This window comes from Piscibacillus salipiscarius JCM 13188, assembly GCF_001311865.1.
Lineage (GTDB): Bacteria > Bacillota > Bacilli > Bacillales > Alkalibacillaceae > Piscibacillus > Piscibacillus salipiscarius.
Map to the genome: position 1 here is coordinate 83,732 of NZ_BBCD01000001.1, position 23,212 is coordinate 106,943.

At 35.4% G+C, this 23,212-nt stretch carries 17 protein-coding genes and 9 pseudogenes; all 26 read right to left on the bottom strand.

Annotated features, from left to right (window positions below):
* Positions 1-8 precede the first annotated feature (8 nt).
* Positions 9-2,555, bottom strand: a pseudogene (gene mutS / locus JCM13188_RS00550) (DNA mismatch repair protein MutS).
* A 133-nt stretch (positions 2,556-2,688) separates the two neighbouring features.
* Positions 2,689-3,216, bottom strand: a complete 528-nt coding sequence (cotE, locus tag JCM13188_RS00555; protein WP_054751432.1) for an outer spore coat protein CotE — start codon at positions 3,214-3,216, stop codon at positions 2,689-2,691.
* Positions 3,217-3,402: 186 nt separating this feature from the next.
* Entirely contained in the window at positions 3,403-3,825 is a 423-nt protein-coding gene (locus JCM13188_RS00560) for a YlbF/YmcA family competence regulator (RefSeq protein WP_054751434.1), read from the bottom strand.
* Entirely contained in the window at positions 3,826-5,409 is a 1,584-nt protein-coding gene (gene miaB, locus JCM13188_RS00565; protein WP_054751436.1) for a tRNA (N6-isopentenyl adenosine(37)-C2)-methylthiotransferase MiaB, read from the bottom strand.
* Between the two features lie 199 nt (positions 5,410-5,608).
* Positions 5,609-5,869, bottom strand: coding sequence for a stage V sporulation protein SpoVS (gene spoVS, locus JCM13188_RS00570; protein WP_054751438.1), 261 nt, complete (start codon positions 5,867-5,869; stop codon positions 5,609-5,611).
* A 200-nt stretch (positions 5,870-6,069) separates the two neighbouring features.
* A pseudogene (locus JCM13188_RS00575) lies at positions 6,070-6,780 on the bottom strand (TIGR00282 family metallophosphoesterase).
* Between the two features lie 96 nt (positions 6,781-6,876).
* Positions 6,877-8,436: pseudogene (gene rny, locus JCM13188_RS00580) on the bottom strand (ribonuclease Y).
* Positions 8,437-8,922: 486 nt separating this feature from the next.
* Positions 8,923-9,962, bottom strand: a pseudogene (recA, locus tag JCM13188_RS00585) (recombinase RecA).
* 111 nt (positions 9,963-10,073) lie between these two features.
* Positions 10,074-11,384 carry a competence/damage-inducible protein A gene (locus tag JCM13188_RS00590; protein WP_279401192.1) on the bottom strand — a complete coding sequence of 437 codons (1,311 nt, stop codon included), beginning with the start codon at positions 11,382-11,384 and terminating at the stop codon, positions 10,074-10,076.
* Positions 11,381-11,959, bottom strand: a complete 579-nt coding sequence (gene pgsA, locus JCM13188_RS00595) for a CDP-diacylglycerol--glycerol-3-phosphate 3-phosphatidyltransferase (protein WP_054751440.1) — start codon at positions 11,957-11,959, stop codon at positions 11,381-11,383. Before pgsA ends, JCM13188_RS00590 begins: the two co-directional genes overlap by 4 nt.
* Positions 11,960-12,017: 58 nt before the next feature.
* Positions 12,018-12,920, bottom strand: coding sequence for a helix-turn-helix domain-containing protein (locus tag JCM13188_RS00600; protein ID WP_279401193.1), 903 nt, complete (start codon positions 12,918-12,920; stop codon positions 12,018-12,020).
* Positions 12,921-12,938: 18 nt separating this feature from the next.
* Positions 12,939-13,533 (bottom strand): annotated as a pseudogene (locus JCM13188_RS00605) (DUF3388 domain-containing protein).
* A gap of 14 nt (positions 13,534-13,547) precedes the next feature.
* Complete coding sequence (locus tag JCM13188_RS20040) at positions 13,548-13,733, bottom strand: hypothetical protein (protein ID WP_369404716.1); 186 nt, start codon at positions 13,731-13,733, stop codon at positions 13,548-13,550.
* A gap of 208 nt (positions 13,734-13,941) precedes the next feature.
* Positions 13,942-14,202: a DUF3243 domain-containing protein gene (locus JCM13188_RS00610; RefSeq protein WP_054751443.1), complete on the bottom strand. Its 261-nt coding sequence runs from the start codon at positions 14,200-14,202 to the stop codon at positions 13,942-13,944.
* Between the two features lie 72 nt (positions 14,203-14,274).
* A pseudogene (ymfI, locus tag JCM13188_RS20045) lies at positions 14,275-14,993 on the bottom strand (elongation factor P 5-aminopentanone reductase).
* 191 nt (positions 14,994-15,184) lie between these two features.
* The gene (locus tag JCM13188_RS20050; RefSeq protein ID WP_369404717.1) at positions 15,185-15,532 is read right to left on the bottom strand and encodes an insulinase family protein; all 348 of its coding nucleotides are present in this window, start codon (positions 15,530-15,532) and stop codon (positions 15,185-15,187) included.
* A gap of 124 nt (positions 15,533-15,656) precedes the next feature.
* Positions 15,657-15,851, bottom strand: coding sequence for an insulinase family protein (locus JCM13188_RS20055; RefSeq protein ID WP_369404718.1), 195 nt, complete (start codon positions 15,849-15,851; stop codon positions 15,657-15,659).
* 262 nt (positions 15,852-16,113) lie between these two features.
* Positions 16,114-16,284 (bottom strand): hypothetical protein, encoded by a 171-nt coding sequence (locus tag JCM13188_RS20065; protein WP_369404719.1) that lies wholly within the window; start codon positions 16,282-16,284, stop codon positions 16,114-16,116.
* Positions 16,277-16,450, bottom strand: coding sequence for a hypothetical protein (locus JCM13188_RS17380; RefSeq protein WP_279401194.1), 174 nt, complete (start codon positions 16,448-16,450; stop codon positions 16,277-16,279). Before JCM13188_RS17380 ends, JCM13188_RS20065 begins: the two co-directional genes overlap by 8 nt.
* A 26-nt stretch (positions 16,451-16,476) precedes the next feature.
* Complete coding sequence (locus tag JCM13188_RS17385; protein WP_369404752.1) at positions 16,477-16,950, bottom strand: M16 family metallopeptidase; 474 nt, start codon at positions 16,948-16,950, stop codon at positions 16,477-16,479.
* Positions 16,941-17,519 carry a hypothetical protein gene (locus tag JCM13188_RS17390; RefSeq protein WP_279401195.1) on the bottom strand — a complete coding sequence of 193 codons (579 nt, stop codon included), beginning with the start codon at positions 17,517-17,519 and terminating at the stop codon, positions 16,941-16,943. Before JCM13188_RS17390 ends, JCM13188_RS17385 begins: the two co-directional genes overlap by 10 nt.
* Positions 17,520-17,656: 137 nt before the next feature.
* Positions 17,657-19,976: pseudogene (locus tag JCM13188_RS00630) on the bottom strand (FtsK/SpoIIIE family DNA translocase).
* Positions 19,977-20,063: 87 nt separating this feature from the next.
* Positions 20,064-20,270, bottom strand: coding sequence for a YlzJ-like family protein (locus JCM13188_RS00635; RefSeq protein WP_054751447.1), 207 nt, complete (start codon positions 20,268-20,270; stop codon positions 20,064-20,066).
* Positions 20,267-21,008: pseudogene (locus JCM13188_RS00640) on the bottom strand (ClpP family protease). The gene JCM13188_RS00635 and the pseudogene JCM13188_RS00640 overlap by 4 nt, the downstream one beginning before the upstream one ends.
* Positions 21,009-21,108: 100 nt before the next feature.
* Positions 21,109-21,975: a 4-hydroxy-tetrahydrodipicolinate synthase gene (gene dapA, locus JCM13188_RS00645; protein ID WP_054751449.1), complete on the bottom strand. Its 867-nt coding sequence runs from the start codon at positions 21,973-21,975 to the stop codon at positions 21,109-21,111.
* 16 nt (positions 21,976-21,991) lie between these two features.
* Positions 21,992-23,192: pseudogene (gene dapG / locus JCM13188_RS00650) on the bottom strand (aspartate kinase).
* Positions 23,193-23,212 lie beyond the last annotated feature (20 nt).

Sequence of the window (23,212 nt, forward strand, 5' to 3'; positions counted from 1 at the left end):
GACCTCCTTTAGTCCAACTTCTTCTTTATTTCATATAGAAAGTTCATCGCATCCATAGGCGTCATATTTAATAAATTTAAATCCTGCAATTGGTGTACGACCTGTAAATCTCTTTGAATAGGTGGCTCTTCTTTCGGCTCGAATAATGTTAATTGTTCTTCATTCGTGCTTTTTTCTCGAATACTACTTGTTGCTTCATAAGTATTGAGTAAGTAATTAGCACGGTCAATAATATCATCTGGTAAGTTTGCAAGTTTAGCTACATGAACGCCGTAACTTTTATCAGCTTTACCTTCTTTAATATGGTGTAAGAACACAACCTCACCATCATGTTCATCCACTTCTACATGTACATTAGTTAATTGATGTAAGGTATCCTCTAAGGCAGTCAGTTCATGATAATGGGTTGAAAACAGAGTCTTAGCACCTATATGATCATGAATATGCTCAACAATTGACTGGGCTAAGGCCATGCCATCATATGTGCTCGTACCTCTACCGATCTCATCAAATAATATTAAACTATGATTAGTAGCATTTCTAACGGCATGTTCAGCCTCTAACATCTCAACCATAAACGTACTTTGTCCTGACACTAAATCATCTGCAGCACCAATGCGAGTAAAGATTTGGTCAAAAACAGGTAGCTTGGCAGATCTAGCAGGCACAAAACAGCCGATCTGTGACATAATCACAATTAATCCTAGCTGCCTCATGTACGTACTTTTACCAGCCATATTTGGCCCGGTAATGAGAAGGATGTTGGTTTCCTCATCTAAATTAAATGATTGGGAACAAATTCATCTTTCATGACTTTTTCAACAACTGGGTGACGTGCATCCTCAACATGAACAACATGCGAATCAACCATATTAGGCTTAATATAGTTATTGGTTTCGCTCACATTAGCAAAGCTTAATAACACATCTAATTGACTAATGCGATCGGCTAATAATTGTAACGCGGGAATATAATTTTTCATTTGCTCTCTTATTTCAACAAATAAATCGTACTCAAGTTCGACACTTTGATCATTAGCCTCTAGAATTAATCGCTCTTTCTCTTTTAATTCTGGTGTAATATAACGTTCCGCATTCGTTAACGTTTGTTTTCGCTCGTATCTAGTTAAGTCGACATTAGCAAGATTAGCCTTAGTTACTTCAATATAATAACCAAATACTTTGTTGTAACCAACCTTTAATGATTTAATACCTGTACGCTTACGTTCATCAGCTTCTAGATTGGCTACCCAAGCTTTACCATTCCGTGAAGCTTCACGATATTGATCGAGTTGTTCGTGATAACCATTTTTAATAATTCCACCTTCTGTAATCGATATAGGCGGCTCCTCGTTAATACCCGCATCTAGCAACTGATAGATTTCCTCATAAGGTTTCGTTTCTGGGAGTAAATTTTGAAGCAAGTCGTTATTAATTTGATTTAAAATTTCTTTTACACTAGGAAATGTTGCTAATGAACGCTTTAACTGTAATAAATCCCGCGCATTAACATTTCCATAAGAAATACGGCCTGCAAGCCTTTCAATATCATACATGTCTTTTAATGAATCTTTTAATTCTTCTCTTTCAAAGAAATGATCAATCAACGCTTGTACTTGTTGATGGCGCTCTTCAATAAGCTCTTTCGATAGTAACGGCCTGTCAATCCACTTCTTTAACTTCCTAGCGCCCATAGCTGTTGCGGTTTGATCTAGCACGGATAACAATGTTCCTTTTTTACTTTTATCCCGAATCGACTCCATTAATTCAAGATTACGTTTAGAGTATAGATCTAACTTCATGTACTGGGCTAATTCGATATATACAACTTTTTGTAAATGTAATAGAAAAACGTTTTGCGATTTATAGATATACTGAAAAACTCGTCCAAAACCTCGAATTAACCGTTCATCTGAGAAATCTTCAACTAAATATTGATAGTCTGAAGGAATTTCTTCTTCATCCTCTGTTGAAATAGTTGCATTTAGATATAGTGATAGATCAGCCTTAGCTTGATTATCAATCTCACTTGGCACTACAATTTCTTTAACAGGCCTATTATATAGCTCACTTATGACATCTTTAAATTCTCGCTCAATAAAACTTACAAAACTTTCACCGGTTGATAAATCTACATAAGAGATAACGAAATCATTTATAACAGGTGTGATTGAGGCAATGAAGTTATTTTCTTCTTCATTTAGCATACTACCTTCCATGATCGTACCAGGGGTAATCACTTGTACGACTTCTCTTTTAACAACCCCTTTAGCTGTTTTAGGGTCTTCAACCTGTTCACAAATCGCAACCTTATATCCTTTTTCTATTAATATTTTGATATATCGTTCCGCAGAGTGATAAGGAACCCCGCACATAGGGATTTTCTCATCACCACCGTCACGCTGAGTTAAGGTGATTTCTAGTTCCTTAGCTGCTTTTAACGCATCATCAAAGAACATCTCATAGAAGTCACCTAATCGAAAAAATAAAAATGAATCTTGATTTTCTTTTTTTAATCTGAAGATATTGCTTCATCATTGGCGTATATTTTGCCATGGTATGTATCCCCCCATTAATGTATGTCTATCCGTCATTATAGCATAGGTAACAGGCAAAATTCATGAACATCACTAGCTCTATTCTATTTAAGAAATTAACCAAAATAAAAAGGCTGATAGTCTCAGCCTTTTTATTCCTTATCTACATCAATTTCTGCTAATTCAGCTTCAAGATCATCGAAGTCAAAATCATCTTCATCGAAACCGTTTGGTTCGATTTTAGCCCATACTTTAGTTTCTCCAATAATATCAACTACAAATTCTCTTTCTAACTCAACTTTCACCTTACCACTTTCATCAATCGTGCACTCTAACGTGTTCGGCTGTTGAGTTGCTCGAGCTACTACGTCGAAAGAATTTGAAAGACATTTATCATCCTTCATTACAATTGGTACCTTATCTACATATTGTTTTCTTTCTGTTACAACTTCTGTTTTTGTGTTATTACTGTGCGAGTACCAAACGTTGATGTCATATGCCCCTGTAACTTCAACGAAACGCCCTTTCTTCTTAGCCTCATATTGATGATTAATGACCCAGCACCCTAAAATGCTAGTAGGTTTATGGTTTGGGTTTACCATATGAAGTGTTTCTGTGAATTTCTTCCCTTTACCACAAACCGCCTTAGTTATAATTTCGCGATATTCGCGGTCGAACATGCGTGATCCTCCTCCTTTGTTAGCCAATGTATTTTATGCAAATTAGGTATTTGTTGTGATTCTTGGCCGCGATGTTTTATGTTTTCATACTCATTCATATGTATTTGCCCATTAATGTGTGTTAGTCAATTCATAAAAAAGCCATTAATTGAGGGGTAGCACCTCAATTAATGGCTTTGTAGTAGATTACATTGAATTTTCTTTTTCTAAACCTTTTCCTGTTTCACCTTTTAAGACGTTCCCGCCGGTTTGGCGAATGATTTCGTCAGTTACTTCATTAGCAATCGTATTCGTAATTCGTTGTAATATATCATTTACAACTACTTGAGAATCCTTAAACTCTTGTACAATCGGAATCTCATCTAATTCAGCTTGAAATCTGTCTAATTCTTCTTCAACACGCTTTAACGCCTCGCCTTTACCATAATGTTGAAGGTTAACTGCTTGTTTCTGCAGTGCTTTGATCTTCTTAATATGAGCTTGAACTTTATTATTGTTATTAATTTTAATTTCTAACTCTTTAAAACGTTCAATCTCGTCTATTTTTGATAATTTTTTCGCTAGCTCTTTAGCTTCAGCAACGACTTGCTGCCTTGTGTATTCTGCCATTTATATCACCTCTACTGGCTCAGCGACGGTTTCTTCAATCATTTCACCGTCAAGGGTCCAAGTTTTTGTTTCTGTAATCTTCACGTTAACAATTTCACCAACAGCTGATTTAGGGCCTACAAAGTTGACTAATTTGCCGCGCTCAGTATAACCTGCTAACTTTTCATCATTACTTTTACTTGTTCCTTCTACAAGAACTTTAACCACTTTACCTTTATATTTTTCCATTGCCTGCTTAGAATATTGATTGACAACCTCATTTAAGCGGTGTAAACGTTTCTTCTTATCATCTTCAGATACATTGTCTTCAATTCTTGCCGCAGGTGTACCATCACGAGGAGAGAAGATAAAGGTATACGCCCCTTCAAAACCTACTTCATGGTATAGAGAGACTGTCTCTTCAAATTGTTCTTCTGTTTCATTAGGGAAACCTACAATAATATCTGTAGTTAAAGCTGCATTTGGAATTTGTTCTTTTATTTTTCTTACGAGTTCTAAGTAACTTTCACGTGTATAACGACGCGCCATGACACGTAACACTTCAGAGCTACCAGATTGAACAGGTAAGTGAATATAAGGCATTAAGTTGCCACCTTTAGCTAGGACTTCAATTAAACGATCATCAAAGTCTCTAGGGTGAGATGTTGTAAACTTAACCCTCGGAATATCAATTTTTCGAATTTCATCCATTAAATCGCCTAGCCCATAATCCATATCTAAATCTTTACCATACGCATTAACGTTCTGGCCAAGTAATGTCACTTCTTTATATCCCTGCGCCGCTAAATGTCTAATCTCTTGAATGATATCCTCAGGTCTACGACTACGTTCTTTACCACGAGTATAAGGCACAATGCAGTATGTACAGAACTTGTCACATCCATACATAATATTAACCCAAGCTTTTATTCTTCCTTCACGGCGTTTAGGAAGATTTTCAATGATGTCACCTTCTTTAGACCATACTTCAACAACCATCTCTTTGCTCATGAGTGCATTGTAAACTAGTTGCGGTAAACGGTGAATGTTATGAGTTCCGAAAATCAAATCAACATATTGGTGTTTTTTAAGAATACGATTCACAACTGATTCTTCTTGAGACATACAGCCACAAACACCAATAATTAAATCTGGGTTTTCTCTTTTTAAAGCTTTGAGGTGACCAATCTCACCAAATACTTTGTTTTCAGCATTTTCACGAATCGCACAAGTATTTAACAAGATAATGTCAGCTTCATTTTGGTCTGCTGTTGCTTCATATCCCATTTCAGTCAAAATGCCCGACATAACTTCTGTGTCATGCTCATTCATTTGACAGCCATATGTTCTAATTAAGAATTTTTTACCTTTACCTAGACCTTGAAACTGCTCCTCAATTTCAAAGTCATCATGGTATTCAACTTCTTTTCTTAAACGTTTCTTAGCTTTTTTCATATTTGGTGGTTCATATGTTACTTCAAAGTATTTCATAAAATCATCGGAAGTTTTATCTTTGAGTCTTTTTAAGTTATCCTGGTCGGATTTTACGTCCGCTGGATCGACTTGGTTAATTTGACTCTGCTCTTTCCTTTGTTTTTCGTTCATATATATAAGACTCCTTTCACGCACTACTTAAGGATATTCTAAACAGCATTATCCATTAATACAGTATAAATCCTACAACGAATTTTAACAATACAGAACCATTAATTCCAAAGAAATATACTAAATTTGTCATAAATAAAACTAATCCATACAAAAACGTTCAAACCCATTACTAGGATTTGAACGTTCATTTTGCAAGTTATCTAGGCTCTACGATTAACTTAATAGCTGTTCTCTCTTCTTGATCAATTAGAATATCCGTAAATGCTGGTATACAAATTAAGTCAACACCACTAGGAGCAACAAATCCTCTTGCAATCGCTACTGCTTTAACGGCTTGGTTAAGAGCACCCGCACCAATTGCTTGAATTTCTGCTGATCCGCGTTCGCGTAACACATTTGCCAACGCACCAGCTACAGAGTTTGGATTTGACTTTGCTGAAACTTTTAATATTTCCATTACTAGTTCCTCCTTAATTGACTATTATGATTTCATAACTAATTTATTCAGCATTCTATGGTTCTATTCCTTTTATTATGAACTAGTTTTCCGAAAAATTCAAATATTACAATTTTAATCAATTAAAATTAATATGATCAGCATTGATTAAAATTCGTTTTATATTATTAGTTTTACCCGTTTGGTCATCAATTGAAACACTAATTCCACTTAAACTGTTTTTCTGTTTCTGGAACCTCGAATTTAGCGGGTAAACCCGTTTTAAACTTACGAATGATTGATTCTTTTTCCATCCCTAATATACTATCGTAAGCACCAGTCATCCCAACATCAGTAATATACCCAGTTCCATTCGTTAAAATACGTTCATCCGAAGTTTGGATATGAGTATGTGTACCAACTATTGTTGAAACTTTCCCATCTAAATACCATCCATCGCCTGTTTCTCACTTGTTGCCTCAGCATGGAAATCTACAAATATTAAATTAGTTTTTGATTTTGCTTGATCTATTAATGAGTCTATAACTTGAAATGGATCATCTAATGGATTCATAAATACTCTTCCCATTAAATTAATAATAGCTACTGTCTTTTGCTTTTTCTTAACAAAGCGTAACCCTTCTCCTGGTGTTCCTTCAGGATAGTTGGCTGGTCTTACTAAATACTCCGCATCATCAATAAAATCAAAAATCTCTTTTTTATCCCAAGCATGATTACCTAATGTAACAACGTCAGCTCCCCATTCTAAAATTGGTGATAAAGTTTTTAGTTAATCCTTTACCATGAGCAGCATTCTCACCGTTAACAATGGTTAAATCCGCTTTATGTTGATCCTGTAAATTAGATAGATTTTGTCTAAGTGCTTCTCTACCAGGCTTCCCTACAACATCTCCGATAAACAAAATATTCATACGCGACCCCTTCTATTGCTTAGTCTTATGTATACGTAAATAGTTACACAATCAAGTTTTAAAGTCAAAAATAAAAACGGCTTATAATAGCCGTTTTTATTTCGCATATTCAACTGCGCGTGTCTCTCTAATAACTGTAACTTTAATGTGGCCAGGGTAATCCAAGCCATCTTCAATTTTCTGTCTGATTTCACGTGCTAATTGTGTAGCTTTTGCATCATCAATATCTTCTGGACGCACCATTATGCGAACTTCGCGTCCTGCTTGAATAGCGAATGATTTTTCAACGCCTTCATAAGTATCCGCTATTTCTTCAAGTTTTTCGAGTCGTTTAATGTAGTTTTCTAACGATTCACTTCTAGCACCAGGTCTTGCGGCAGATAAAGCATCAGCTGCAGCTACAATAACTGAGATGACACTAGTAGCCTCTTCGTCACCGTGGTGAGATGCGATCGCATTAATTACGACTTCGTGTTCTTTGTATTTCTGTGCTAATTCCTTACCAATTTCAACGTGGCTGCCTTCTACTTCATGGTCCACTGCTTTACCGATATCGTGTAACAATCCTGCACGTCTTGCTAACTGTTCATCTTCTCCGAGTTCTGCTGCTAATAATCCAGATAAATAAGAAACCTCTAATGAATGGTTTAAGACGTTTGACCATAACTTGTACGGTACTTCAAACGCCCAATAATCTTGATTAAATCCGGATGAATCCCATGTGATCCAATATCAAATGTCGCTTGTTCACCAACTTCTCGAATATATTCATCAACTTCACGACGAGATTTCTCAACCATCTCTTCAATTCGAGCCGGATGAATTCGTCCATCTTGAACAAGGTTTTCAAGAGCAATTCTTGCAATCTCTCTTCTAATTGGATCAAAACCTGATAAAATAACAGCTTCAGGAGTATCATCTATGATGAGATCAATACCAGTTAACGTTTCAAGCGTACGGATATTACGACCTTCTCTACCGATAATTCGACCTTTCATTTCATCATTCGGTAAGTTAACAACAGAAACAGTTGTTTCAGATACATGCTCGGCCGCAAGACGCTGCATTGCAAGTGAAAGGACTTGCTTTGCCTTCTTGTCTGCTTCTTCTTTAGCTCGATTTTCGGCTTCTTTGACCATTAGAGCCGTCTCGTGTTCTAATTCTTTCTTCACACGATCTAATATCTCTTCTCGAGCCTGGTCCTGAGTCAGTCCTGAAATACGTTCTAGTTCTGTTTGTTGTGTCTTTAATAACTCATCCACTTTGCTCTCGGTTTCATTTAGTTGTTGTTGTTTTTCACTTAACGATTCCTCTTTCTTTTCTAACATTAGCTCACGTTTATCTAATGTTTCACTTTTTCGATCAAGCGTTTCTTCTCTTTGCAAGAGTCGATTTTCTTGCTTTTGAACCTCTGTTCGACGTTCTCTAAGCTCATTTTCTTGTTCTTGCCTCAAACGATGGTTTTCATCTTTCGCTTCTAAAAGAGCTTCACGCTTTGCCGAATCAGCGTTACGTTTGCCTTCTTCGACAATCTGTTTCGCGAGTCCTTCTGCACTAGAAATTTTTGGCTTCGGCAATTGATTTGCGAACCAAATACCCAACAACAATACCGACAACTAAAAGCAAAATGGAGATGAGTATTGCCATACTATCCATACATTCACCTCCTCTTGCTATTCAAATTTCTTTTTCTTTCATACATTTCAGTCGGTAAAGTACAATCATTCATTTCATCATTTTTAGGTAAAAATGAAAATTATACAATTTAATTTTAAGCCTGTCTATCCTTCGTGTCAAGGAATTGTCAAACTATTTACAGGTACTTTACATATTTTTCTTAGCTAACTCTATATTTAAAGAGGCTGGGGAAAATATGTATTAATTTAGAAAAAAGACGAAAATTAGAGAATAAATCACTCCCTAAAGTTCGTCCTCATTTTAGCGTAATCAAATGCTTCGCTTTCCGCAGGCACGGCTTCAACTTCTCCATACGTACTTCCGTACGTATGGAGTGATTTTCAGCTCGTGCTGTTCCTGCTGGAGTCTCGCATTTTGACTACGCTAATAACATTCAATGTTTGGTTTTTAAATAGTTATTTTTCTTCTTGTCTCAGCCTCTTTACTATTAACAAGACGACAAATTTATTCTAAATTTAATTCTTCTTGCCCTTCTTCTTCCACAACGTCCTCATCATTCTTTTCAAAGTTATAGTGAGCTCTGATTGCTTGTGTTACTTCATCATAAACATCTGGATTGTCTTTTAAAAATTGTTTAGCGTTTTCACGGCCCTGTCCTAGTTTCTCACCATTATACGAGAACCAAGCACCACTCTTTTGAACAATGTCTAGGTTTGAACCAATATCTAATATTTCACCTTCACGTGAAATTCCTTCTCCATACATGATATCTACTTCAGCTTGCTTGAATGGTGGTGCTACCTTGTTTTTAACAACTTTAATTCTAGTCTTATTACCAACCATTTCATTACCTTGTTTTAAAGTTTCAGCGCGGCGTACTTCTAATCTTACAGAAGAATAGAATTTTAGTGCACGTCCACCTGGTGTCGTTTCAGGGTTACCGAACATAACTCCAACTTTTTCACGGATCTGGTTGATGAAAATGGCAGTAGATTTAGATTTATTAATAGCACCTGATAGTTTACGAAGCGCTTGAGACATTAATCTAGCTTGTAAACCTACGTGCGCATCTCCCATTTCGCCTTCGATTTCAGCTTTTGGTACTAATGCCGCTACTGATCTACGACAATAATATCAACTGCTCCACTTCTAACTAACGCTTCAGCAATTTCTAATGCTTGTTCACCTGTGTCAGGCTGAGAAAGTAATAAATCATCTATGTTTACTCCTAATGCCTTAGCATATACAGGATCTAGTGCATGCTCAGCATCAATAAACGCAGCTTGTCCGCCTTGTTTTTGCGCTTCTGCAATGGCATGCAAGGCAACTGTTGTTTTACCAGAAGATTCAGGACCATATATTTCAACAACGCGTCCGCGAGGGTAACCACCTACACCAAGTGCTACATCTAATGATAATGAGCCGCTTGATACGGTTGAAACCGTTTGTCCTTCTTGTTCTCCTAATTTCATAATGGACCCTTTACCAAATTGCTTTTCAATTTGTTTTAAAGCCATATCTAATGCTTGTTTACGATCACTCATCTTAAATAGTCCCCCTTCGATTAAGTAACTCTATCATACTACTTTTTAGATTATTTGCCAACAAAAAGCGAATATTTGTTCTGTTTTATATCGTAAGAAAACATCATTTTCTCATACCAAAGCTATCATTTTTGATAAAAATGAAAAGAAAATGATGTTTTCCCAGCTAGTAAAATTTTTTTTTATAAAATTTATTAAAAGCTTAAAACCTTCTAGAACAGCTTGTTCTCTCACTATGTTCCTTCCACCCGATAGGTGTCTTTCGTGTACCTTTGTATGGTCTTCTGATGAAACTGCAATAAACACGGTGCCAGGTTCATGTCCATCTACAGGATCATCTCCAGCTATTCCAGTAAAACTAATAGCAATCTCAGTGTTTAACTTTTCTCTAGTCTTCTCAGCCATATCCTTAGCACATGCTTTACTAACAGCACCTTGGTTATCCAATATTGAAGAAGAAACACCAACTACGTGTTCTTTTACTTCATTTGTATAAGAAACAATTGAGCCATTTAATATGGATGATGCACCATCATGTTGTACAAGAGTCGAAGCAAACAATCCGCCTGTTAAACTTTCACAAGAACTAATGGTCAGTTTTTTATCTTTGCATATATTCATTAACTGAACTTCTAATGGAATATGCCCATAACCTGTAAAGTATCCTCCTACTCGATCCATGATTTGTTGTTCAACTGGTGCCATTAATTCATCACTTTCGATCTCACTTGTTGCTTTAGCTGTCAACCTTAAGGTAACATAACCGTTTCCTGCCAGCGGAGCGATGGTAGGATTGGACTGATTTCTTATTAAATCTTGAAGTTCAGTTTCTAAAATGGATTCACCAATACCTTGAAAGCTTAACACTTTACTATATAATTTAGTTGTTAAAACACCATGTTTATCTAAAAAAGGCACAACCTGTTCTGATACAAGCCACTTCATCTCACGTGGTACGCCAGGAAGAAAGATCCACCAAGTGTTGTTAAATTCATAAAATAAACCAGGTGCCATACCTACTTCATTATTAAAAACCGTACCACCTTTAAAGCAAAGAGCTTGTTTTTGGTTGTTTTCTGTCATAGTTTGATTTTTCAGTTCAAAATAATGTTTAATTTTATTGATTGTACTCTGATCAGTTTCAAGTTCCGTACCAAATAGCTTAGCAGCCACTTCTCTAGTTAAATCATCATCCGTTGGCCCTAAACCTCCTGTTACAAATACTATGTTCGATCGATTTTGTGCTTCAGAAAAAGCTGAATATAAGCGATCAAAATTATCGCCAACAGTTTGTTTATAGTAAACATTTATACCAGAGTTTGCTAACACTTCCGATAACCAAGCTGAGTTGGTATCGACAATCTGGCCTAAGAGCAATTCTGTTCCAACTGTAATAATTTCACATTTAGTGTCTTCAATCATTTCGAATCCCTCATGACATGCCAGTTCTTAATAAAGTAGTCTACACCTGAAATAACCGTTATTAGTGCAGCAGCATATAAAAAGACGGTTCCAATCGGAAAACCTATATATGAAAATGGGAAGTGATGTAATAAAAGGAAGCCCGCTGCTCCAATTTGTAAAGTTGTTTTGAGTTTTCCCATTTGACCTGCCGCTAACACGATTCCTTCTCCAGCTGCTACTAACCTTAACCCAGTCACTGCAAATTCACGGCTAATAATAATGATGACAATCCAAGCTGGAGCCATCCCTAGTTCTACTAAACAAATTAAAGCTGCAGACACAAGTAACTTATCAGCTAACGGATCTAAAAACTTACCCAAATTCGTTACTAGATTATATTTGCGTGCATAGTGACCATCGACCCAATCTGTAAATGATGCAATTAAAAATAAAATCGCTGCAATTAAATGGTCAACTGGTAAATCATACTCTCCAATTGATAGCAAACCCCAGTCAAAAGGAACAACAATTAAAATGATAAAAATAGGAATTAAAAAAATACGAGAAATAGTAATCTTATTTGGTATATTCATTTGTAGCCCTCCAACTTCACATGAAATAAATCCTTTGCATACAGCAAAGGATTATAACTTATTCTTCCGCTAATCTAATGTAGATATGTTGACGAATGTAATTGTCATCTTCGTTAGGATCAAATTCATATTGTAGTTCTTTTCCGTTAACTGTAATAGTTAATCCCTGCGCACTACCAATGTTTAAGTATACTTCATTTTCCTCAATGTCAAATTCTAATGGAGAATTATCAGGAGTAAGCATTCCCTGAAAATACTCTGAGTTACCTTGAACTTGTAACCAATTTTGATCACTAGTAGTTGCTAAAGATAGTTTTATTTGGTCTACATTACTAACTTCATAGATTGTTTCCACTTTACTTTCATCACTGGAAACTACATTAATCTCAGTAGAAGGCTCTTCTGGTTCTTCATTAGCATTCTCATCTTCATTTTGATTCTCTTGCTCAGTTGTATTTTCCTCTTGCTGAGACTCCTCTTCACCACTTGTTCCTTGTTCATCTTCTTCAGGTGCTGTAATCACTTCATTATCATCAACTTGATTACCAGGGTTAGATTCACCTGGGTCCATGAAGTTAATCACTGCATAGTAAATGGCAAATAATATAGCTACTACAAGTAAAATGACAAGTACTTTAGGTAAGTAATTGAACAGTGGATTAGAACCTCCACTTGAGGCTCGACTGGATCTTGATGGCGTCACATATTCATATTGCTGAGCAGCTTGAGATGCAGGCAATTCATCCTTATGTTCATCTAATAGTTCATCTCCATTTAAGCCAACAGCTTCTGCATATTCTCTAACAAATGCTCGCACATAAAAAACGCCAGGCAAAACTGACCAATCATTATTTTCAAGAGATTCTAGATAACGTTTTTGAATTTTAGTTTCCTTTTGCAGATCATCTAAAGTTAAATCCTTTTCAATTCTTGCTTCTTTAAGTCTTTCGCCTATTTGCATGTCTAACACCGTCCAGTTTTATTCAAAATCAAACATTGAAAACCCATCTTGCTCATCAAATTCTGGTTTATTAATTTTCTCATACGTAATTTCTTCATCTTCATTATTGCGCAGTTCAATAAAGTAATCAAAGTCATCCAAAGTATACTCAGAATGTTGCACGAACACATCGGGGTGTTCTACAACTTTAACTGCAGGTAACTGCATAACCTCTCTTATGACTTGCCAATGTTTATCACTCGAGCGTTTAACCGATACTACGCCATCTAATATATATAAATAATCTTTATGATATTCATGCTTAATTAGTTGGCTTCTGACTGTTTGCTTTAACAAAGTGCTTGATAAAAACAGCCATTTTATTGGCACATACACTTGCAGCAACGACAGATTCGGTTTTTCCTACTCGTGGCATCCCTCTAATACCTATTAAAACATGATCATCTTTTTTAAATAATTCAGCCATAAAGTCTACTAAAATACCTAACTCATCTCGAACGAAACGAAACGTCTTTTTATCATCCGAGTCACTTTTTATGTAACGGCCATGCATAACAGCCAAACGGTCACGTAATTTCGGCCGTCTAATTTTTTTGACTTGAATCGTCCTCATTGTATCTAATATCGTCACAAGACGTTCATATTTTTATCTTCTTTACTTAGTAAAAGCATTCCTCTATGTGCATCTTCTACACCATTAATCATAATAATATTAATCGATAACATCCCAAGAAGTGATGAGATGTCTCCTAATAAACCTGGTCGGTTATACAAAATTTCATATTCTAGATACCAATCTTTACGTTCTTCCATCATAGGCCCTCCAACCAAGTTTCCTAAACTTATATGAAATAATTAACAATGTTAATACTATAATAAATTATTTTTCTATATAATAAAAGGATGTTTATCATATTTTAGTAAAAACTTGTCCTTTATATTTAATAATAAATTAAAAGACTCATTAAAAATTTAACAATAAAAGGAATCCCGAAAGATAGAATATCTTTCGGGATTAACCTTATTGACCAGTTCCTTCATTTTGTACTAACTTAACCATCATATTCGCAATGACATGGCGTTCTTCTTCAGAAGCTACATTCCATAAATCACGTAACATTGCTTCTTCATCATTTTTAGCATCTACTTGAGTTGCTAAATGTTCTCCAACTTCATAAGCAAGCTCGTTAATCGTACTGTCTGGAACACCATTTTCTTGCGCTTGATGTAAGCGATCACCTAAAAAGTCTTTCCACTGTTCGAAGTTATCTAATACTGACATGTTAGTTCCTCCTTATATACATACTTTCAATTCTTATTTTTTACGGAAGATCTAACATTATACACAGATTATTTAAGTTAATTGACCTCCATTGACTCTAATCACTTCCCCGTGAATATACTGAGCGTCTTTATGGCATAAAAATAATACTGTTTTCGCAACATCTTTTGGAGTACCTAACCTTCCTAAAGGCACATCCTTTAAATAGTCTTGTGTATCTTTTAAAGATAAATGACCATTCATTTTGGATTCAATAAAACCAGGACTTACAGCGTTTACTCGAACAGATGATTGCCCTACTTCTTTAGCTAATGCCTTTACGAATGAGATCTGGGCTCCTTTAATAGCTGAATAATAGACCTCTTGACTCCCACCTATTTCACCCCAAATGGAAGATACAACAATAATATTACCATTTGTTTGTTAACCATCTGAGGTAGATAGTTTTTAGTTATAGATACTGTCGACTTTAAATGAATGCGATATAACCGATCAAGTTCATCTATACTCATATCAGTCATTAATCCATAAGATGCCTTTCCTTGAGCAAAAATGATGATGTCTACCTGAAAAGGTATAGACATCATCACATCATCTAAATCATCTTTAGATAAATCAGCTTTAACAGTCATTAACATCTGATCTTCATCAAGCTGTTTTGATATTAAGTCAATAACGTTTTTATTTTGATAATAGTGTAAAATAAACTGATAAGAATATTGGGATAGTTCTTTAACAATCGCACTACCAATTTCTCCACTTGCACCAATAACTAATACTGTTTGTCTCAATTATTTCTCATCCTCAGGCAACACCATGCAAATAGAAATGCGGTCTTCAGAAATCCAATCATCTGTTACACGGTTCACATCATCTAAACTTAATTGCTCTAATATTTCAAATACATCACGATAATCAATTCCTAAATGATGATAATGGATAAATGTGTTAGCTGTTCCTTCTAATTCATTAAATTCTCTAACTAACTCACCATATTTTTCTTTTTAGCGCGTTCAAAGTCATCTTGTTTGATCGGCTCATTCTTTATGGATAAGAGCATTTCCTTCACTCTTTCTCCGAATTCTCTTGGTTTAGTTGTGCTTCCACCAATAGCCGCAAATCCAAATGATTCTTCTAAGTATTGCTCTAATCTTAATTTATCAATAACTAAGCCTTTTTGATATAGTTCTTCATAAAAAGAGCCACTTTTAGAGAAGTATAAATCTAATATCATATCCCGTACTAAATCATTTTTTAGTAACTGGTCTTTATTTAATGATTCTTTCTTCTCTTTAACAGCAATCATACACTTGGGTGTTGTAACAGGCATATAAATCTTCTCGACCTTTTTGTAAACTTCATCTTTTTCATCACCATAAAACCTGTCAATCCCATTTGGTTCATCAAACGTTTATTGTTTGGTTATTTTAATTAAAGTTGCCATACTGTCTAAATCAAAAATTGCCAATAACAAAGATAGACATATTAGATGGATGATAAAACGTGTTATAGCAAGTATACAAATCTTCATGAGTAATATCGTAAATAGAATCTACAGTACCAGCAATATCAATACGAACAGGATGATGTTCATAAAGGGACCCAATCGTACCAAAGAACAGCCTCCAATCAGCTTGGTCATCATACATTTTAATCTCTTGTTCAATAATACCCTTTTCTTTTTCAACTGTTTGTTCAGTAAAATAAGGATCTTGAACAAAGTTTAATAATGTTTCAACATTCTTTTCTTCGTCAGACGTACTCGAAAAAGGTAAGCTGTTTGTGTAAAAGACGTAAAAGCGTTGGCAGAAGCTCCTCTTTCAGAAAACTGCTGGAAGACATCACCATCTTCTTTTTCAAACATTTTGTGTTCAAGAAAAATGCGCAATACCATCAGGTACTGTCACTTTCTCATTTTCTCCAATTGGCGTGAACGTTTTGATCAATCGAACCATATTTGGTTGAAAAGATAGCAAATGTTTTCTCCACTTCCGGCTTTGAAAGTAGAAACAAATCAAGACCATTATCTAATTTTTCATGATACATCTGTTCATTGATACGAGGAATTTTCAATTTATTCATGACTTTCACCTCCGTCTTCTGCTGTTAAAAAGTATACCGTATCAAGTTCAACTTGATTGGCTACTCGTACAATGTCTTCTTTAGTTACTTGATCAATTTCATTTAAGACATGATCCATATCATTAAATTGGCCTGAAACCACTTGTTGATAATAGTACTCAACCATGCCTCCAGCACGATCGATGGTTTCCTTTAACTGGTGAGTAATAGCCTTTTTGTTTGATCAATTTCATCTTCTGATATCTGACCACTCTTAATATCTTCATGTTGCTGGATTATGATTTCTTTGGCTTGATCAAATTTATCAGGTGCAATACCACTAAATACCAACATTAATCCTTTATTACTTTCAAGTCTTGATGCTGCGTAATAAGCTAACGAATGCTTTTCACGCACGTTTAAGAAAAGCTTAGAATGTGGGAAAGCCCCAAAAACACCATTAAATACTTGTAGTGTTCTATAATCAGAGTCCCTATAAGTAATACCTGTTCGATAACCTAAATGTAGCTTTGCCTGTTGGACCTTTTGTTTTTCAGTAATTTCGTTAACTTGTTCTACCTTTTTATGCTCAGATTGTATAACTTTCGTTGATGGCTCACGATTAAAATTAAAAACACTTTCAATTACTGGTTTAACTTCTTCTTCTTCAAAGTCACCTACAAAAATACATCAAGAGCATCTTCATTAATCATTTGCTGATAGGTCTTGTAAAGAGTTGAAGCGTTAATCTGATCCATATCATCTAAGTATCCATGTGCGTGCACACTATATTTTTCGTCTTGACACATTTCATCTATTAAACGCATGTTAGCAAATTGCATTTTCTCATCGACTATAGACTTAATCTTATTTGTTAACGTTTCCTTTTCTTTAGCAACAATTTTAGAATCAAATTCATTTTGTTCAACTTTTGGATTAGCCGCTACTTCATATAAAAATTGGAGACATTCTTTAATTAATTGATTGGCATTCGGAATAAACTTTTCATTCGCAAAGTCTAATACAAACGTAATGACATGGTTTTCTCCCTTTTTACCCGAGTTAATTGAAAACTTCGCCCCATAAAGTTCATCTAATCGTAATCTTAACGCTTTTTCTGAAGGGTATTGTTTCGTTCCTTTTTGTAGAACGAAAGGTAATAGTGCACGTTCTGTAATATTATCTCGATCTAGAGGCCTAGCAAATTTAAGAGCTACTGTATTAGTTTTAAACTTTTTTGTTTGTATAAGATGCAAATTGTATTCATTTTTTCGAATTGTTGATGGTTTAATTTTGGCATATTATACCTCCTTTTTACTCTATCTTATATTCTACCCTAAATATACATTCAATACGAAAAATCCCTCTAAAAATAAGAGGGATCGTTCGTCAGTTATGAACTTGATGTTTGCTCTTGTTCTTCCTCTTGATATTGACTTACTAATACTTTCCTGGGTTTACTCCCCTCATATGGACCGACAATTCCTCGTTCTTCCATTGCATCAATTAATCTTGCTGCACGAGTATATCCCACTCTAACTTACGTTGCAACATGGAAACACTAGCGCTTTGCATACTAACAATCAATTGTACCGCATCTTCATACAGTTCATCGTCTACATCATTTTGCACTTCACTAACTTCTTCAGGAATCATTTCTTCTTGGTATTGAGCTTTTTGCTGTTCAACACAGTAATCTACAATACGCTCAACTTCTTCGTCAGATAAGAAAGCACCTTGAATACGTGTCGGTTTAGATGCACCTACAGGGAAAAAGAGCATGTCCCCTTTTCCGAGTAATTTTTCTGCTCCTCCACCATCTAAAATTGTTCTAGAATCTGTAGCTGAAGACACACTAAAGGCAATTCTAGATGGAATATTAGCTTTAATGACACCTGTTATAACATCAACTGAAGGTCTTTGAGTTGCAATAATCAAATGTATGCCCGCCGCACGTGCCATTTGAGCTAACCTTGTGATTGAATCTTCTACTTCATTTGAAGCAACCATCATTAAATCGGCCAACTCATCAATTAATACGACAACGTAAGGTAAGTGCGGATGATTTTCGTCTTCTCTCTCGTTCACTTTATCGATGTATTCGTTATAACTTTCAATATTACGAGTACCTGTATCTGAAAATAAATCGTAACGTCTTTCCATTTCAGAAACGATTTTCTTTAGTGCCTGTGAGGCTTTTTTAGGGTCAGTGACAACTGGCGCTAATAAATGAGGTATTCCGTTATATACGTTTAACTCAACTTTTTTAGGATCAATCATCATCATTTTCACTTCGTGTGGTTTGGCTCTGAGTAAAATACTTGTAATGATTCCATTCACACACACACTTTTACCACTACCTGTAGCACCAGCTATTAATAAGTGAGGCATTTTATTTAGTTCTGCTGTGATTGCCTCACCTGCAATATCTCTTCCTAATCCAAATAATAATTTAGAAGGCAGGCTTTGTGCATGTTGCACAACTTCTCTTAAGGATACTTGAGCAACTTCAGTATTAGGCACTTCTATACCGATAGCAGATTTGCCTGGAATAGGCGCTTCAATACGAATATCTTTTGCAGCTAATGCTAATGCCAAATCATCATGTAGATTAACAATTTTACTTACTTTAACTCCTACATCAGGGTACACTTCGTATTTAGTTACTGCAGGCCCAACATGTACTTTTGTAACTTTAGCCTTTACACCGAAACTATGAAACGTTTTTTCTAACTTTTGAACAGTAGATTGAATTTGTGATTTTTCTTGTTGTTGAGAATGAGCAACAGGACTTCTTAATAATTGAAGTGATGGTAACTTATATGATTCATTTTCCACTTCAGCCATAGGTAAAGCTTTAATTTCATCCTCTTTAGAATCTGACCCATCTTCTTTTTGAACCGTCTCAGTCCACTGTTTTGTTTCCAATGACTCTGATGAATTTTCTTCAACATACTTTTGGAAATCTTCTATTACCGGCTCGGCTTCAGACTGAGTCACTTCATTTTGCTCAATATTATATGTTGTTTCAACAGCTTTTTCCTCATCTTGAGCTTGCTTTCTAGCTTCCTTTTCTTCTCTTCGTTTTTCAAATCGTTCTTTTATATTATTTGTTGTTTGACGAATTTTATCTATGATTCTAGCAAGTACATCTGAGATCGATTTCTCACTTAACAACATAAACCCAATTAATACGCCAAAAACAGCAAGAACTTTTGCTCCTGCTGCAGACAATAAATAATAGCTTGCAGCAAATAATGAAGCCCCAATCATACCAGCTCCAATATACTGGTAATCTACTAATCCAGATTGGTAACTTTCATAGTAATCCCAAGTAATACCAAAAATATTTTGATCAGGATATTGTTTAACCACAACATCAAATGTTTGAACATGAGTAAAAGGAGGACTGAACCAAATAAAATATAAAATCCAACCCACTTAGATGATGTAAATTGAGGCCATTTTCGTTTAAACATTAAATAAACCCCAATAATAAACAAGGATAGACTGACCACTATGTACCAAAAACCAAATAGCCACTGAAAGAGTGTGACAAACACATGTGGGATAAATCCTTCTCCGATTGTACTAATTCCACTTGAAAAGATGGCACTTAAAATGAGTAATAATCCAATCAATTCAAACTGTAATACGTGACGTTTTTTTTTTTCTTCTTTGCTTTTTCTTCTTTTTACGTTTAGCCATCGTATCCCCCCAAAATAAGGAAGCAGCCTTATGCTGGCTGCTCTTGTGTGGTATATATTATACCATAGTTATCCAATCTTTTGGATAAGACTTTATAAGTAATAAGTCGTTCCTGGTTGTAATTCTTTATTTAAATAATCTGCTGGGTCTGTTGAAGTCATGTGTACAATTTGATATCCATTTAAATCCGGATCTCGGCGCAACTTAACCGTGGCATGCTTGACAGTTACAAATTGATATACACTTTGATCCTCATCTTCAAAAATCTCTTGTTCATCTAAAGGGGTGTACAAAATCATTGAATCACCTGCTCACCTTTATTAGAGTCAATCATTTCATTTAATTTCTCAATTGCTTCCTTCACACCACCAACATCGTCAATTAATCCGCAATCTACTGCATCTTTACCTACTACATTCGTACCAATGTCACGAGTTAAATTACCTTTCGCAAACATTAGCTCCTTAAAATCTTCTTCAGTAATGTTGGAATTTTTTAACGACAAAATTAATAACGCGGTCTTGCATTTTATCTAAGTATTCAAATGTTTGTGGAACCCCGATTACAAGTCCAGTCAATCTAATTGGGTGTATCGTCATCGTCGCTGTTTCAGTAATAAACGAGTAATTAGCAGAAACAGCAATTGGAACTCCAATCGAATGTCCACCACCTAAGACAATTGATACAGTCGGTTTTGATATAGTTGAAATCATTTCAGAGATCGCTAAACCAGCTTCTACATCTCCACCTACTGTATTTAATAATAAAATAACTCCCTCAATTTTTGGATTTTGTTCAATAGCTACAATTTGGGGAATTAAATGTTCGTACTTAGTTGTCTTATTTTTTTGTGGTAACTGTAAGTGCCCTTCAATTTGGCCAATAATGGGTAGCACATGAATGTTAGATTCAGGTGCCTGTGGTACATTTGTTTGCCCTAACTGCTTAATTTTGTCCATTAACGAACCTTGTGCATCATCTTTGTTGTTATCATCAGTTTGTTCATCATTCTGTTGTTTTCTTTTTTCATCTGACATATTATCCACCTACCTTTGCCATTTAGTGTTTACAAATGCCAGATGTTCATACAAAAAGACTCCATTCATTTAGAATAGAGTCTTCAGATCACGTTAATAATTATTGTAATGCTTCTTTTAACTGCTTTTCTTCTTCAGATGTTAATGGTACTAATGGCAATCTTACAGAACCAACAGAGACACCTGCTTGATTTAATGCAGTTTTCACTGGAACTGGTGATGGAGCATTAAATAATGCTTTCATTTTAGGTAACAATTGCTGATGGAGTTGTGTAGCTTTAGTTACGTCTCCATCAAAATAAGACGTCACCATTTCTTGCATTTCATTTCCGTAAAGGTGAGCTGAAACTGATACAATTCCATCGCCACCAACAGATACAATCGGCAATGTAAAACCGTCATCACCACTATATAACTTAAAGTCATCATCTGTTTGAGCAACAATTTCAGTAATGGCTAGTAAGTCTTGACTTGATTCTTTAACCGCTACGATGTTAGGAACTTTTGATAATTTAACGATTGTTTCAACTGACATATTTACAGATGTTCTGCCTGGAATATTATATAGCATAATTGGTAAGTTAGTTAATTCAGCAATCGTTTTAAAATGCTGATATAAACCTTCTTGATTTGGTTTATTATAATATGGTGCAACTAACAAAATTGCATCTACACCAGTTGATTCAACCTTTTGAGTAAATTCAATGGTTTCTTTTGTATTATTACTACCCGTACCCGCAATAACAGGAATGCGTCCATTTGCTACTTCCGCAACATGTTTGTAAAGAGTTAATTTTTCTTCTTTAGATAGTGTTGGTGATTCACCTGTAGTACCTCCGACTACTAATGCATCAGAACCGTTGTTGATTAAATGTTCAACTAAAGCTTCAGTACGCTTTAGATCTAACTCATTTTGATCATCAAAGGGTGTGACCATAGCCGTAATGACCTTTCCAAAATTCATGATTAATCTCCTTCCTTACCTAAAAACTATCATGAAGAGCATTGACTGCTGCTTCTAAGTCCTTCTCTTTAATTAATACCCAAATAGTCGTATGACTATCAGCAGATTGTAAAATTTGAATATTTTTGTTGCCAATGCTGTTACGATTTTAGAGGCCACCCCTGGTACACCTTGGATTCCAGCACCTACTGTTGACACTTTTGCACAGTTTTCTTCTATAGTGTAACTCAAATCCATTGAATCCATAATGGATTGTGTTAACTTCCATTTATCTTTAGGTACTGTAAATGTAATCCCTTTTGATGAAATGTTAAAAAAGTCTACGGAAATACTTGCTTCAGCTAGTTGAGCAAAAACACGTTCATGTAGTTCAATCAAATTTTCTTGCGCATCAACATTAATTTGATATAGCCCAGACACTTGAGCTATACCTGTTACTAATGAATCTTGAATTGAGCGATCTATTGAACTATTTACCTTCGATGTCACTAAAGTTCCTTCATCATTAGAATAGGTTGAGCGTACTCTAAGCGGAATTTTTTCCTGCATTGCTATTTCGACTGCTCTAGGATGTATTACTTTAGATCCTTCATAAGCTAGATGTACAATCTCGCTGTAAGTCATCGCTTTTAATGTTTCGGCATGCTTCACTAACCTCGGGTCAGCTGTTTTAATACCATCCACATCAGTAAATATATCCACAAACTGAGCATTTAGTGCTGCTCCTAGTGCGACAGCAGATGTATCAGACCCTCCCCTGCCAAGGGTGGTCATATAGCCAAAACTATCCTGACCTTGGAATCCAGCTATTACAATGACTTGATTTGTATTAAACAAGGTGTTTATTAGATCAGGATTTACTTTTTCAATCCTAGCATTAGTGAAATCACTTGTTGTCATAATTCCAGCTTGAGCTCCTGAAATTGATGTAGCTGATAAACCATGATTCCTAAGCTCATTTGCAAAAACAACAGATGAAATAATTTCACCACAAGACATAATTGATCAAGTTCCCTTTGAGAAACTTGATGGTCAGGATACTGTATTAAATCAAGTAAAGAATCAGTGGCGTAAGGTTCACCCTTACGCCCCATAGCTGATACAACGACTACAACTTGATGACCTTGATCAACAGCACTTTTAACATGCTGAATTGCTAGAGATCGAACATCTTCATCTCTAACGGATGTTCCCCCAAACTTTTGAACGATTACAGTCATTTTAGACCTCCAGGTTGCTG